This is a genomic window from Streptomyces katrae (assembly GCF_000717655.1).
GTDB lineage: Bacteria > Actinomycetota > Actinomycetes > Streptomycetales > Streptomycetaceae > Streptomyces > Streptomyces katrae_B.
The window spans coordinates 1-13448 of the sequence record NZ_JNZY01000038.1 but is presented as its reverse complement, the minus strand read 5'-3'; the positions used below and the strand labels follow the sequence as shown (position 1 = coordinate 13448).

The following is a 13448-nucleotide window of genomic DNA, read 5'->3' as shown; positions in this document are numbered from 1 at the left end:
GGCAGCCTCAGGCAGCGGCCGTGTCCAGCCCAACTGGAACGGGTTCAGGCGGCCGCGACCCGAGACGCATTCGCAGCTCCGCCCTCTGCCCCTCTGCTGCCTCCCAAACTCGCGAACACGTTGGTGAGTTTCAGGGTCTATTCGGGCCGGCGGATGGCTGGGATAGCGAGGGCAAGACGAGGGCGAGTGGGGCAGGCGAGACCGTGGCGCCTTCGCCTCGCCCTTCTCCGTCTGTTTTGCTTGCCCCGGCGACCCGGACGCGGGCCGTCGGGGCAAGACAGGCAGTGGTCGGCCCCCTGTCACGCATCGGACACCGAGATCATGTGCGGAAGATCCGGCGGCGACGGACACTGGTGTCCATGGTGTGTGGGGCGGTGACGGTGCAGTCTTTTGGTACGGTGCGGATGGCCAGGGTGACGCCGCTGGTGATCTGGCAGCGGCGGCCGATGGCGACGCCGGGCCCGAGGCTGATGTTGTTGCCGGTCTGCGTGTCATCGCCGATGACGGCCCCGAACTGTGTCGTGCCGGACCGGTAGAGGCCGGTCATGGTGCGAATGATCACTTCTCGGTCGGGCTTGCGCATGTCGGCGGTCATGTTGATCGCAGCCACGGTGACGCTGGCGGACAGGTGGGTTCGGGATCCGAGGATCGTGCGGTTGACGCCGATGCGGTGCCCCAGGACAGCGCCTTCTCCGACAAAAGTAGCGGTGACTTCGCAGTTGAAGCCGATCTGGGCGCCTGCGCACAGGATGCTTCCCCTTCTCACGGTGGTGAACTCGTGGACTTTGACGTCCGGGCCGATGATCACGTCGTCGCCGATGATCGCTGTGGGGTGGATGAATGCGGAGGGGTGGATGCGCTGCTCCTCGCCCAACATGACTATGGCTTCGCGCTGAAGACCCTTCCATTGGGCCAGGAAGTCGGCCAGTTCAAACTTCTCCAGGCCGCCGTACGCGGTCGTGGCGATCGCCCCTTCGGTGGGGGCTGTGACGTAGTCGCCCAGGATGATCCGGTCCATAGCGATGGCCTTTCGTACGGTCCGGGTCCAAGGATCGGCGGGGGTACGCTCACCGAACTGGCTCCGGAAGAAAGTGGTGGTGGTCGTGATCCGGCCGCGTGTGGGTGTCGCCGTGCTGACGATGGGCGACCGGATGCCTGAGCTGCTGGCCCTCCTGGCCTCGGTGGCCAAGCAGGACGAGCCGGCGGCTCGGGTCGTCGTGGTCGGGAACGGGGCGGCCCTGCCAGATCTGCCCGAGGGCGTGACCGGGGTGGAGCTGGAGGAGAACTTGGGGGTGTCCGGCGGCCGGAACGTCGCCTGGCGCCGCCTGCGGGACTTCGGGGACGTCGATGTCCTGGTGGACTTGGACGACGACGGCCTGTTGACCGAGGCGGACGTCTTCCGGCGGATCGGCGACCTGTACGCGGCAAACCGCCGGCTGGGCATCGTCTCGTTCCGGATCGCGGACGAGACCGGCCACACCCAGCGGCGGCATGTACCCCGTCTGCGGGCGGGGGACCCGATGAGGCGGGGCCTGGTGACGACGTTCCTGGGCGGCGGACACGCCCTGTCGATGCCGATGCTGGAGGAGACCGGCCCCTGGCCGGACGCCTTCTTCTTTACCCACGAGGAGACCGACCTGGCCTGGCGGGCGATCGACCGCGGCTGGGACATCCTCTATGAACCGCAGCTGGTGCTCCAGCACCCGAAGACATCCCCGGCCAGGCACGCGGTCTACTACCGGATGACGGCCCGCAACCGGGTCTGGCTGGCCAAGCGGCACCTGCCCGCCCCGCTGGTGCCCCTCTACCTCGGCGTGTGGGTTGCGCTGACCGTGGCCCGCACCCGGTCCGTGGCGGGGCTGCGGGCCTGGTTCGTAGGGTTCGCCGAAGGCATCCGGACATCCGGCGGCCCCCGGCGCCCGATGCGCTGGCGGACGGTCTGGCGACTGACCCGGCTGGGCCGGCCCCCGGTCATCTAGGCCGTGGTGGGCTCCCGCCGGAGCCAGTCCGGAGCAGCGGCCGGGGTACCTTGGAGCCACTTCACATACCGGGCCACGCCATCGGCGATGGTGACCTTCGGCTTCCAGACCAGGATGTTCTCCATCCGGCGGGTGGCCGCGTACCCGCCGAGCGGGTCACCGGCCGGGAGCGGCGTCTCGAGGAACGGCGTGTTCGGGTAATGAGCCTGGACCAGCTGGGCGACTTTCCTGACGCTGGTGGGGACGCCAGTGCCGATGTTCACGGTCTCGGCGTGCGCGCGGGGGCTGGCCAGGGCCCGCAAGGTGCCCTCGGCGATGTCGTCCACGTGGACCATGTCCCGCACCTGCCGGCCACCGCCGTTCAGGTGGAGCGGGAGACCGAGGTGGGCCCGCGCGGCGAACCAGGCAACGACCCAGGAGTGGGAGTTGGGCTTGATGGTCTGCGGTTCGCCGTAGACGGAGAAGTACCGGACGATCGCGTACGACGTGCCGACCTGACCCAGGATGAGGGCGGTCTGCTCTTCGCCCCAGGCCTTCGTGTTGCCGTAGACGGACTTGGGGCGCATGGGGGTGAACTCGTGGAACTGGGGCGGGATGCGGCCGTGGACGGATTCCAGGAGCTGGCGCATGGTCAGCAGTTCGGGACTGTCGGTCTCCTCGGGGTTTCCGTCGCCGTAGACGCTGGCGGAGGAGACGAACACCATCCGGCGGACGCGGTCGGTCGCGGCGACGGCGTCCAGGATGCTCTGGGTCCCGGCCACGTTGGTCTCGATGGCGGCCAGCGGTTCACGAGTGCAGGCGGCGACGTCCGCCAGGGCGGCGGCGTGGATCACGTAGTCCGATTCCGCTACCAGCTTCCGCACTAACACGGTGTCCCGGATGTCGCCCAGGACCACGTCCGGGTCCCCGGCGCGGACGCCGAACAGGTCGGCGTACACGTGCTTGGGGTAGGCGTTCATGGTGCACAGGGCCACAGGGCGGGCTCCGAGATCCCGCAGCTGTGCGGTGATTCGGGAGCCGATGAGTCCGGCGCCGCCGGTCACCAGGACGTTGGCGCCGGCCAGGGCGCTGAGGTCTGAGCGGTGGTGCACGATGCCTCCAGAAACAGGGTTCGGGTGGGACGTGAAAGGCGGCCGGCCTTGCAATCAGTGAAGCGTTGGTCACTGTGCGCGGGTACCGTGAGCGGGGTAGCAGCCTGTTCAATCTGTTCAAGATCGGCTCAGGGAGCGCGAGTTGACGAAGAGACGGAGACCGAACACCGCGCTGGAGGACGTCATCGCCGAGGCCGGGTGCACTTATGAGTCCCTGGCCAGGGAGATCCGTACCGTTGCCGCCGAGGCTGGGGAGGAACTACACACCTCGCGCTCGGCCGTCCACTCTTGGGTCGCGGGCGGTACCCCAAGCGGTCAGACCCGCTCGTACATTGCCGAAGCTCTGACCAGAAAGATGAAGCGGAGGGTCACGCTCACCGAGATCGGTCTAGGCTGCGCAGGCATCGGGGAGGCACTGGGCGCCGATCCGCTGGCCACTGCCACAGACCTCGGGAGATTCGTGATGCTCCGTCGCAGGGACTTCCTCAACGCCGCCTTCGCGACGGCCGCCGTCGGTCTGCCCCTCGCCTACGACCACGAAGCCGTCGCCGCCACCCTCAGGGCGGCCCAGCGCGGTGGCGGCGTCGGCGCCGAGGAGGTCGCCACCGTGGCTCACCTCACCGAGACCTTTCGGAGCGCGGACGACCGCTTGGGCGGCGGCCACGGGCTGACGACGGTGACCGCGTACTTCACGGACACAGTCGTCCCCATGCTGGAGGGACGGTTTCCGTCGGATTCGCTGCGGCGAAGCGCGTTCGGCGCGGCAGCCACGCTGGCGTGTCTGGTCGGCTGGAAGCACCACGACCTGGGCCGCGAAGGTGCCGCTCAGCGCTACTACCTGCTCGGCTTCCAACTGGCCTGCGAGTCCGACCCTCACGGGCACGGCGCGTGGATGATGCGGGCCTTGACCCACCAGGCACTCGACCTCGACCACCCCGGCTCGTGCATCGGCCTGGCGGAGGAAGCACTGCGGCGCGCGTCAGGTAGGGTCGACCGCCAGACCGAAGCACTCCTGTTGGTCACCTGCGCCAGGGCGTACGGGGCCGGCGGAGAGAGCAAGCAGGCGGCTGCCTCGCTGCTGTCGGCCGAAGACGCGATGCTGGCCGGGGACGACCAGGTGCCCTCGTACGCGGCGGCTTCCGGGCCCGTCTCGGCCACGGTCGCTTCGCACACCGGCAAGACCTTGACCGAGATGAAGGACCACCGGGCGGCCGAAAAGCACTACCGCGCAGCCCTCAGGGGCCGGGTGCCGGGCACCTACCAGCGCGTGCACGGCCTCACCCTGGTCAACCTCGGCAAGTCGGTTGCAGCCCAGCACCGCCATGAAGAGGCCGTGGCTCTGTGGAATCGTTCCCTCGACTTCATGGACGGCGTGACCTCCGACCGGAACCAGAAAGAGATCAGGACGATCCGCGCCGCAGCGGCCGGCTATCGCAGGCGCAGGGTCCCCGGGGCTGAAGCGCTGAACCAGCGCGCCGCCGAGCTGCTGCAGGCCCAAGCGTGAACCGAGCCCTGACGGACATGGCTACGGTCGGCGTCGTGATCCTCACCATTGGAGACCGGGAGAAGGAACTCCAAGCCCTCCTAGAGTCGGTGGCAGCCCAGGAAGGAGACCCCCCGACGGTCATCGTGCTCGGACAAGGAGTAAGACTGCCGGACCTCCCCGACGGTGTCGCGGCCGTCGAGCTGCCGGAGAACCTGGGCATCCCCGGGGGCCGGAACGCCGGCGTGAGGTGGCTGCGCGAACACGGCGGTGTCGACGTAGTGCTGGTCCTGGACGACGACGGCCTGCTGCCTCAGACCGACGCGCTGCGACTGGTCAGGGAGGCATTCACCGCGAACCCCCGCCTGGGGATCGTGGGTTTCCGCATCGCGGACGAGGAAGGGATCTCCCAGCGCAGGCACGTACCCCGCCTCGGTGGGGCCGACCCGCTCGTCTCCGGGCCGGTCACCACCTTCCTTGGCGGCGCCCACGCCATCCGAATGTGCGTGATCGACCAAGTCGGCGAGTTCCCCACCCAGTTTTTCTACGCCCACGAGGAAACCGACTTCGCCTGGCGCGCGCTCGACGCCGGCTGGGAGATCGAATACCGGGCAGACCTGGTCCTGACCCATCCCCGAACCCCGGCATCCCGCCACGCCGTCTACTACCGCAACACCGGACGCAACCGCGTCTGGCTCGCGAAGCGGCGCCTGCCCGCCGTCCTGGTCCCGGTGTACCTCGTCTCATGGGCGGCCTACACCCTTGTCCAACGCCCCCCACTGGCAGGCCTGAAGTCGTGGTGGGCCGGGTTCTTCGAGGGCGTACGGACCGCGTGTCCGCCGCGTCGCCCTATGCGGTGGCGGACGGTATGGCGAATGACCCGACTGGGTCGACCGCCGGTGCTCTAACCCAAGGTGTGGCATGTCGAGCAGCCGTTGCCTGTGGCCGCGTACAGCCCAGCTGCCGAGGTCGCCCAGGATTGCCCTGTGGCTGCGCTGCCGCCGGTCGCCAGGTAGCCCGCACGTGCCCCGGCCCGGGTGGTGTAGGAGTGGGCGGCGGGCACCAGTCTGGTGAGCGGGGTGAAGACGCTGTTGCCCCTCGTCCGTCGCCGCGCGCAGTGGCCGATGTGGACCCCGCGGATGCGGCGCTGGCGGCGTCGTCCTGTGGCTGGCCCGCGCCCTCGCCGTTCGCCTGAACGCCTTCGACCTCTCGCCCGTCGCCACCGCCCAGGCAACCGCCCTCCGCGCCCACCTTCCTCGAGCACGCCGCCGACCGCGGCGTCTTCCGTACCGCCGAGCTGGAGAACACCGGCCTGCCATCCGGGTATGCCCACGGCATCGTGTTCGTGGACGCCCTCGGGCGTGCCGGCGACCGCGGGGCGGCGCTGCGTGAGCTCGCCGCATCCTGGCCCCCGGCGGCTGCCTAGTGGTGACCCGCGCGCTCCGGCGCGGTGCGGACCCGGCGTGGCACAGGGAGATCGCCGCTGCCGGACTGACGCAGGAGCATATGGATGAGCGGCCCCGTGAGCCTGCGATGTGGGAGCGGCTCTACCGGCTGTGGATCGCCCATGCCGATCAGCTGCGGCGAGCTGGGGGACCCGGCCGAACGCGGGGACTCGCCGCAGTTCGAACCCGTATTGGAGAAAGTCCGCGTGCCCCGCATCGGGCCGGGGCGGCCACGTGTCCGTCCCGATCGGGTCCGTGTGGACAAGGCGTACACCTCCCGCAAAACGCGCGCCTACCTGCGCCGCCGCGGAATCCGATGCACCGTCCCCGACAAGGCCGATCAGGCACGCAACCGCCAAAAGCTCGGCTCCCGCGGCGACCACCACAGTTCGACCCATCGACTACCGCAAGCGTCACGCGGTCGAGTGCGGGATCAACCGCCTCAAGAGGCACCGCGCTGTCGCCACGCGATCCGACAAGCTCGCCGTCCGCTACGAGGCGGCCGTGCTTGTCGCAGCCATCAACGAGTGGCTTTGACACTCGGTCGTCACGCGGTGGGATCCACGTTCCACGCCGCGGGCAGATCGTTGCCGCAGAAGACGCAGACGAAGTCGTCGTCACGCACGATGTTGCGTTCCTGGCAGCCCAGGCATCGTCGGAACACCACCTCGTGGGTGAAGTCGGAAGGCCGCCCGAGACCTATGTCGTCCAGTGCACTGGCGACCTCCACCCAGGAGCTGACGTCCGGGCAGTACCCGGTGGACTGGTTGCTGACCTCGCTCACGGTCCACCGGTCTGCCTCGCGCACGAAGCTGATCTCGCCGGCACTCAGAACCATGTCTCCACCAGCACAGGCCACGTGCTCGCTTCGCCGCGGCGCCAGCCGGAGCACACCGTCCATGCCGACCACGAACGTGAACGGTTCGGCCAGCTCCGCCACCGATCGCTTAGCGATCCAGGCATCGAACTCAGCCGCCGAGCTGATCGGGCACCCGCCGCCGTCAGGCCGGACCGCAGCCTTCAGCTCGACGGGCCCGACATATCGATAATTCCGCCCCCGTGCGCTCACGTCAGCCAACCTAGAGCACTTCCGACACACGCCCTAGGCGGGCGTGGTTCAGCGCGGAAGGGCCGGGCGACTGAGGGGGACAGCGAGGGGGAATCTGAGGGGGGTCCATGAGGGGGAGCGCGAGGGGGAGTCTTAGGGGGAAATCACTCCGCTGAGGGCCTTGCATTTTTGCTGGTCAGCGCCGGTCTCGGCGGTGGTGACCAGTCAGACATTTCTTATAGGGGGGTTGAGGGGGAGAAGGAGTTCGGCGTTGGGTTGGGGGTCTGTTCTGGCTGGCTGGCTGGCTGGCTCGGTTGGGCTTGGGCTTGGGCTTGGGGTTGAGGGGTGTTGATGGGGTCGCTGTAGGCAGGTGTGAGTGGGACTGGGAGGTGGGCACGGGAGGGGCGGCGATTCGGGCGGGTGGAGCGGAAGGGAGAGGCCGGGGCAAAAGGCCGGGGTGGGTGAAAGAGATGTGGCCGACGCCCACTTCCGCCGAGGGCGGGTGGCAAGGGCGTCGGCCTACCGAAGAACACACCTTGGGAGAAACCCACATGCGTCTCAGGGGCGAGCATAGCGGTCGGCTGGCCCGTGGGCACGTACCGCACGCGATGTACTCTTAGTGCGGTATATTTTTTTCTTCCGCGTGCTGGAGTTCGCCGGCGCGCCGCATCTACCGGGGGTCGGGCTCTTGATCCGCGCTGGACGAACGGCCGTCGGGCGGGAGGAACTCGCCGACGTCCTGGGCATGAAGTGGGCCGCCTTCCGCCGGGCGAAGCCTTATGCGGAGGGCGGCTTCCCCGTCCCTGTGAGTTCTGCGGACTCGAGGGTTCTCCTGTGGGACCTGGAGCAGGTGGAGGCCTACCGCGACGGCCGGCCTCAGCCCGTCATCCCGGACTCCGAGCACGAGGAGGATCTCCTTGACCGCCGCGAGGCGGCTGTCCTGCTCGATGTGAAGCCTCGCAGCGTGGACAGCTATAAGACCGACCCTGGCCTTGCTGACCATGTCGTGGTCGTGGGTGGGGTCGAGCACTGGCCGCGCGCTGCGGTGCTCGCCTACGCGGCCGGACGCGGCGCCATGAGCGCTCCCAGCGGCCGGCCGAAGGGATCGGGCGACATGGTCCCCCGCGACCTGCTCCCCGGCCGCATCGCCGAACTCCTCGACGCCAACCCCGCGGTGACCGCCGCCCACGCCGTCGATGTCCTCGGTATCTCCGTCCCGGCCGCGCAGCGGCACCTGCAGCAGGAGCGCGCAGCGCGCATCGTCGCGCTGATGCACACGGAACCGGGTCTGGGTGTCGAAGAGGCGGCGGAGCGCCTCGGCTATCCGCCGGCCGTCCGCCGGGCAGCCCTGAAGGCCGCACAGGAGTTTTACGGCGCCTCCTAGCGCCCCCAACCGATTTGCCCTTGAGGGGGCCGCAGCTCTCCGGCTGTGGCCCCCTCAAGGCATTTCAGCCCGGCGGGGGGCGGGCGTTGCGGGTCCGGCGCCGGCCCGGGGGTGAGCGGCTTCGCCGCTCACCCCCTTGGCCGCGGGCGGTCGTGAGGGCACGGCAGGCTCCGCTCCGCTGCGCCGGCCGTGCCCTCACGACCGCCCGCGCTGCGGGGTGTGGTGGCGGGTGGGAAAGGCAGGGGTGCGCGCTGCGCGCGCAGAATACCCCTGCCTTTCCCACCCGCCACCACACCCCTTGCCCTCCGCGCTTCGCGCTCCGGGTCCAGCCGGCACCTGACCCGCCATGCCCGCCCCCCGCCGGGCTGTAAACACCCTGTGACCTGCTAATACATCACTCTTTCGGGTCGCCCCAAGGGGGGCGATTCCCTACCGATTGCGCCTCTCTCGCGATAGAATTCTCTTGTTGGTGGGGGGACGTGGCAAGAACCCACCGGCACCGAAGACCCCCAGCCCTCAACTTCTAGGGAGAGCTATGGCCGCGGACGCAAAGCCCTTCGCGCTGATCGTGCACAACGACGGCAGTTTCGTCCTCGCAGACTGGACCCCCACCACCGAGCCCCACGAACTGCTCCGCCGTGAGGGGATCCAGCAGAAGGCCCGGATGGGCTCGAAGCGGATCGACGACACCCTGACTGTCTGGTCGGACGACAACGCCCTCTGGGAGAACGCCCAGGTCAACCGGAGCGCACAACGGCTGCTCAGCATCCCGCACACCATCTGTGGCCCGGTTGTACTGACCGGCGCCATCCCCCACACCTGCGCGAGCATCGCGGACGGTCTCACGCAGGACCAGGCGCTTCGGATCATCGAGCGACACCTGACCGGCAAGCGGGTGCTCATGCGCAGCCTTCACATCCCCGCACAGCGCACCAGCTGACAGGCCGTCACGGTCGGCCCGGGTCTCCTGCCCGGCGACCGGCCCACCCTGCGGGGCCGGGAGTGGCACCCGGCCCCGCAGGCCCGCCCGAAGAACCCATCGCGAAAGGAAGGGCCCATGAAGCCGACGATCTCCCCCAGGCAGCGCGCCGAGAATCTCCTGTACAGCATCTTCGATGCGGCCGAGGACGGCTGTCACACCATCACGGCCTACGCAGGCGGCCCCTCCGTAACCATCCGATTCCACAACGAGGGCCGCCGGACCTACCTCGGCCTGGGCGTGGACATGGCCGACATCATCAGCACCACTGCGGCCGCCCTGACGGGCGAGGTATGCGGCGTCGTGCTGCGCAGCATCGAGGGGGAGGGGAAGGCCCGCGCGTGGGGCTGGCACGTACGCGGTCTGGTCGCAACCCCGCTTACGGCCGATGTCCTGCGCTGCGCCTACTCCCGGGATGAGTGGACCGGCGAGACCCTCCCGCCGGTGCAGGGTCTGTACTACGACGATGCCCCTCACATCAACCTGGTCTAGCACCCCAGCGCTCAGCCACTGAACCGCGGGGCCGGGAGTGGCACCCGGCCCCGCAGGTCCACCGCAGAACACCAAGAGAGGGCACGCCCATGTTCAAATCCCCTTCCCGTGATCTGTCTGCCGCACGGGAGCTCGCCCGCCGATCCATGATCCTGCTGCGGTCCCTGGCCCGCGCCGCCGGTGAGGGACCCCACCACCTCACGGTGGTACTGGCGACCGAGGAAGAAACCTGCGACGACGTCACGTGTGTCGAGGGTCAGTGCATCATCGACGGGCCCGTGTTGAGCGAGGACGACGGCAACGATCCGGTCGTGTTCGTCGCGTTCCTTCTGGCTACGACGACGACGGGCGTCAACGCCATGTTGGCCGCGCGCACGATGAATCCGGACGGCAGCGTGCGGTTCATGTCCTGGATGGTCAGTGACCTCGCCGCGTTCCCGGCCACGGCCGAGCAGAGCCACGTGGCCTACTGCATTGCCGAGGACCGAGACCTGTGCGACCCGCTTCCCCCGGCGGTCACCTTCGTGGACGCCCCCACCCTGGCCTGACCGGCCCGGCCTTGGTCGGCTGCCTGACGCGGCGGCCGACCGTTCCGGGCCCTGACGCCCGACTCTCTTCCAACGCCCACATCCCAGCCTGGCAGGCATTCCGGCCTGCCCAGAGGAGCACCGCCATGACGAACGACGACAGCCCGCATGGGTACCGCATCGGCAGGGCCGACCACGAATGCCGCTACCCGGTCCTGGTCGACGAGCAGCAGATCGGCCGGATCTTCCGATGGCACGGAGGATGGCTGGCCATCCCGGCCGGAACGAGCGAGCCGATCCGGCGGGGCGACGGCCGGGACGGCAGTGACGCCGTTGCTCGCTATCTCCTGGAGGAGTACCGCGCGGGTCGCATCACGCCCCAAGCGGACACGCGGAAGCCGGACCAGGGAACGGGCGGCCGCGTGCCGCTGCTGCACCCGCGCATGCGCGACACCGATCGCAACCAGAACGCGGCCCGCAAGGCCGTGGCTGGTCTGACCGCCTACCGGTGGGAGCCCCGCGGCGGCTACCCCGGAGCGGACAACCCGTGGGCGGTCCGGTGCCAGCTGTGCGGCTGGGAGGGCAACCGCTACTGGTCCCACCTGCGCGGCCGCAACGGCAACCCGCCCTCCCCGTACCGGCACCCCGGATGCATCGACGCAGACAAGGTGCGCGCCGTGATCCCCGCGTACGCGGACACCCAGAACGACTGACCACAGCCCGCCAGCGGCGGGGGAGTGGCACCCCTGCCGCATCCGTAGAACACCCCAGAAGGAGAGACTCCCATGGCACACGAGATCGAGCAGTTCAGCGACGGTACAGCCGCGTTCGTGAGCGCGCGTGAGAGCGCCTGGCACAGGCTGGGAACGGTGACCGCCGACGCACTGACCGCTGAGGACGCTATGCGCCTGGCGGCCTTGGACGGCTGGAACGTCCGCCTGGTCGGCCTTCACGCCACCGAACTGACGGCAGAGGGTACGACCCTCCTGGACGTGCCGAACCACAGGGCGAGCGTACGCACGCACCCCAAGACCGGGCGCCCCGAGACACTCGGCGTGGTCGGCCCCGACTACACGCCCGTCCAGAACGAGGAACACGCCGAGTTCCTCAACTTCCTCGCCGACGAGTCCGGGGCGCACTTCGAGACGGCCGGATCCCTGCGAGAGGGCCGACAGGTGTTCCTGACCATGAAGCTGCCCCAAACGATGACCATCGGCGGCAGCGACGACGTGGACCTCTACATTGCCGCCTTCAACTCCCATGACGGCAGCAGCGCATTCCGCATCGTCGTCACGCCCGTGCGTGTGGTGTGCGCCAATACCTTGCGCGCCGGTCTCCGGAACGCAAAGAGCAGCTACACGGTCCGCCACACCTCCGGAGCGCGCGGCCGCATCGCGCAGGCCCGGCAGGCGCTGGGACTCACCTTCAAGTACGCCGAGGAGTTCGAGAAGGCCGCTCAGCGCATGCTGGACACAGAGATGACGACCCGGGCCCTGCGTTCGGTCGTCGATGAGCTGTGGCCGGTCGCTGACAGCGACAGCGCCCGGAAGAAGACGAATCAGGCCACCCGGTGGAATAGCATCCGCAGTCTCTTCGAGCAGGCCGACACCCAGGCCGGCATTCGGGGAACGGCGTGGGCGGGCTACAACGCGATCACCGAATACGCCAACCACGTGGCCCCGGCGCGCGGCAGCAGTCCGGACCTGAAGATCGCCGCCCGCGCGGAGCGAGTGATCAGCGGCACCGCCGACGACGTGATGGAACGCGCCTTCCGCCTCATGACCGTCTGAGTCGAAGTCAGCTCCACAGCCCCGCCCACGGGGTGGGCGGGAGAACCCGCCCACCCCGCTCATCGCTGAGACAGGAGTCATCATGAGCACCCACAGCGCGGCCCAGCTGATCGGCGGACGCTCCCACCAGTGCGACGCCACGGCGACCTACACCCATCAGGGACGCCGCGCCTATGCCTTGCTCGACGGGATCGGCAGCACGGAAGGAGTTCGGACGTGGACGCGCACGGCCGCGCGCCGACTTGCCCGCACCGCCGCCCGCGCCGGGGCCTTGGACGGCCTGCGAGAGATCCACGCCGCCCGCGCCGCCGAGCTGGCCGAGGAGGGATGGCGTGCGGAAGACATGCCCAAGGCCGTAGCCGTCGTGGCCGTCGCGGAGCCCGGAAAGCCGCTCGAGGTGGCCTGGTGCGGTGACGCCCGCGCCTACCTGCTCCCGCCATCCAGTGACCGGCTGGAGACGCTGACCACCGATCACAACATGCGGCAGGTCCTGACCGACATGGGGCTGGAGCCCGGACCCTATGCCCGCAACCGGGTCACGTCCTACCTCGGTGACACCAGCCCCCACGCCCCGTTTGGATCCGTCCAGGTCCCCAGCGCCGGTAGGCTTGTGCTGGCCAGCGACGGCGCATACGAGCCGCTTGAAGACGCCCAACTGACCATCACTGACTACCTGATGGGACGCCCCCACAAGGCGGCCCGCGCCCTGGTGGCAGCTGCCATCGCACACGCCGAAGGACGAGCCGACAACGCCACGGCGCTGATCGTAGATCTTGCCCGGAGCTAGCGAGCGAGCGGGCGGGAACACCTCCGCCTTCCAGAGTTCATCTGGACCACATTTTGAAACAAAGTCTTGACCCTGCCTCGGGTGGATCCCGGGGCAGGGTGGGCCTCGGAGTAAGCCTGTGCTTGGAAATCTCCCGCACCATCCCGGTCGAGGAGCCCGGCAGCGGCCGGCTTACTGCTGTTGGCGGCCCGCGGAGCGGGCTGGTCCTGGAGGCGGAGCCGGAAGGGCCTGGGGTGGGGGAGCGGAGCGGACCCGCCCAACGGGCCGTAGGCCCGGACCCCGTGAAACGGGGTCACCCGGGCCCGCGGAGCGGGCCGTTCGGGGTGGAGCGCAGCGGAACCCCGAACCTTGTCCGGAGCGAAGCGCAGGACTCCGGCCCGAGGGGCCGCCCCTGGCTCGGCAAAGCCGAGCCCCGTCGAGCGCAGCGAGGCGGTTCTCTCCTG

Annotated in this window: 13 protein-coding genes; 10 read left to right on the top strand and 3 right to left on the bottom strand. The window is 69.3% G+C overall.

The features are described from left to right. Positions 1-319 precede the first annotated feature (319 nt). Positions 320-1018 (bottom strand): transferase, encoded by a 699-nt coding sequence (locus IF09_RS0131945; protein ID WP_030301726.1) that lies wholly within the window; start codon positions 1016-1018, stop codon positions 320-322. Between the two features lie 85 nt (positions 1019-1103). On the opposite strand from IF09_RS0131945, the gene IF09_RS0131940 reads away from it, so the two are divergent. After that, on the top strand, positions 1104-1979 hold the full coding sequence (locus tag IF09_RS0131940; RefSeq protein WP_106975183.1) for a glycosyltransferase family 2 protein: 876 nt from the start codon (positions 1104-1106) through the stop codon (positions 1977-1979). Here the strand turns inward: IF09_RS0131940 and IF09_RS0131935 are convergent. Further along, positions 1976-3070: an NAD-dependent epimerase/dehydratase family protein gene (locus IF09_RS0131935; RefSeq protein ID WP_030301722.1), complete on the bottom strand. Its 1095-nt coding sequence runs from the start codon at positions 3068-3070 to the stop codon at positions 1976-1978. The two genes, IF09_RS0131940 and IF09_RS0131935, sit on opposite strands and share 4 nt — an antisense overlap. A 142-nt stretch (positions 3071-3212) precedes the next feature. On the opposite strand from IF09_RS0131935, the gene IF09_RS0131930 reads away from it, so the two are divergent. Together IF09_RS0131930 and IF09_RS0131925 are read left to right on the top strand one after the other, a co-directional pair. After that, positions 3213-4574: a tetratricopeptide repeat protein gene (locus IF09_RS0131930; RefSeq protein ID WP_030301720.1), complete on the top strand. Its 1362-nt coding sequence runs from the start codon at positions 3213-3215 to the stop codon at positions 4572-4574. A gap of 17 nt (positions 4575-4591) precedes the next feature. After that, complete coding sequence (locus tag IF09_RS0131925; protein WP_030301718.1) at positions 4592-5461, top strand: glycosyltransferase family 2 protein; 870 nt, start codon at positions 4592-4594, stop codon at positions 5459-5461. Positions 5462-6545: 1084 nt separating this feature from the next. Here IF09_RS0131925 and IF09_RS0131920 read toward each other — a convergent pair. Beyond that, the gene (locus tag IF09_RS0131920) at positions 6546-7067 is read right to left on the bottom strand and encodes a hypothetical protein (protein WP_030301716.1); all 522 of its coding nucleotides are present in this window, start codon (positions 7065-7067) and stop codon (positions 6546-6548) included. A 667-nt stretch (positions 7068-7734) separates the two neighbouring features. On the opposite strand from IF09_RS0131920, the gene IF09_RS0131915 reads away from it, so the two are divergent. The 7 genes from IF09_RS0131915 to IF09_RS0131885 all read left to right on the top strand — a co-directional run bounded on the left by IF09_RS0131915 (position 7735) and on the right by IF09_RS0131885 (position 13005). After that, complete coding sequence (locus IF09_RS0131915; protein WP_158710103.1) at positions 7735-8430, top strand: hypothetical protein; 696 nt, start codon at positions 7735-7737, stop codon at positions 8428-8430. 535 nt (positions 8431-8965) lie between these two features. Next, a complete protein-coding gene (locus tag IF09_RS0131910) occupies positions 8966-9370 on the top strand; it encodes a hypothetical protein (RefSeq protein WP_030301712.1) in 405 nt (134 codons plus the stop codon). Positions 9371-9487: 117 nt separating this feature from the next. Next, entirely contained in the window at positions 9488-9901 is a 414-nt protein-coding gene (locus tag IF09_RS0131905; protein WP_030301710.1) for a hypothetical protein, read from the top strand. 203 nt (positions 9902-10104) lie between these two features. Continuing rightward, the gene (locus IF09_RS0131900; RefSeq protein WP_158710102.1) at positions 10105-10449 is read left to right on the top strand and encodes a hypothetical protein; all 345 of its coding nucleotides are present in this window, start codon (positions 10105-10107) and stop codon (positions 10447-10449) included. A 125-nt stretch (positions 10450-10574) separates the two neighbouring features. After that, positions 10575-11141 carry a hypothetical protein gene (locus IF09_RS0131895; protein WP_051833212.1) on the top strand — a complete coding sequence of 189 codons (567 nt, stop codon included), beginning with the start codon at positions 10575-10577 and terminating at the stop codon, positions 11139-11141. A gap of 72 nt (positions 11142-11213) precedes the next feature. Beyond that, the gene (locus IF09_RS0131890; RefSeq protein ID WP_030301704.1) at positions 11214-12218 is read left to right on the top strand and encodes a DUF932 domain-containing protein; all 1005 of its coding nucleotides are present in this window, start codon (positions 11214-11216) and stop codon (positions 12216-12218) included. 82 nt (positions 12219-12300) lie between these two features. Next, positions 12301-13005 carry a PP2C family protein-serine/threonine phosphatase gene (locus tag IF09_RS0131885; protein ID WP_030301702.1) on the top strand — a complete coding sequence of 235 codons (705 nt, stop codon included), beginning with the start codon at positions 12301-12303 and terminating at the stop codon, positions 13003-13005. Positions 13006-13448 lie beyond the last annotated feature (443 nt).

Coding starts and splice junctions, on each gene's coding strand:
- IF09_RS0131905 (WP_030301710.1), top strand. CDS start 9,488: ATGAAGCCGACGATCTCCCCCAGGCAGCGCGCCGAGAATCTCCTGTAC.
- IF09_RS0131890 (WP_030301704.1), top strand. CDS start 11,214: ATGGCACACGAGATCGAGCAGTTCAGCGACGGTACAGCCGCGTTCGTG.
- IF09_RS0131925 (WP_030301718.1), top strand. CDS start 4,592: ATGGCTACGGTCGGCGTCGTGATCCTCACCATTGGAGACCGGGAGAAG.
- IF09_RS0131945 (WP_030301726.1), bottom strand. CDS start 1,018: ATGGACCGGATCATCCTGGGCGACTACGTCACAGCCCCCACCGAAGGG.
- IF09_RS0131895 (WP_051833212.1), top strand. CDS start 10,575: ATGACGAACGACGACAGCCCGCATGGGTACCGCATCGGCAGGGCCGAC.
- IF09_RS0131910 (WP_030301712.1), top strand. CDS start 8,966: ATGGCCGCGGACGCAAAGCCCTTCGCGCTGATCGTGCACAACGACGGC.
- IF09_RS0131885 (WP_030301702.1), top strand. CDS start 12,301: ATGAGCACCCACAGCGCGGCCCAGCTGATCGGCGGACGCTCCCACCAG.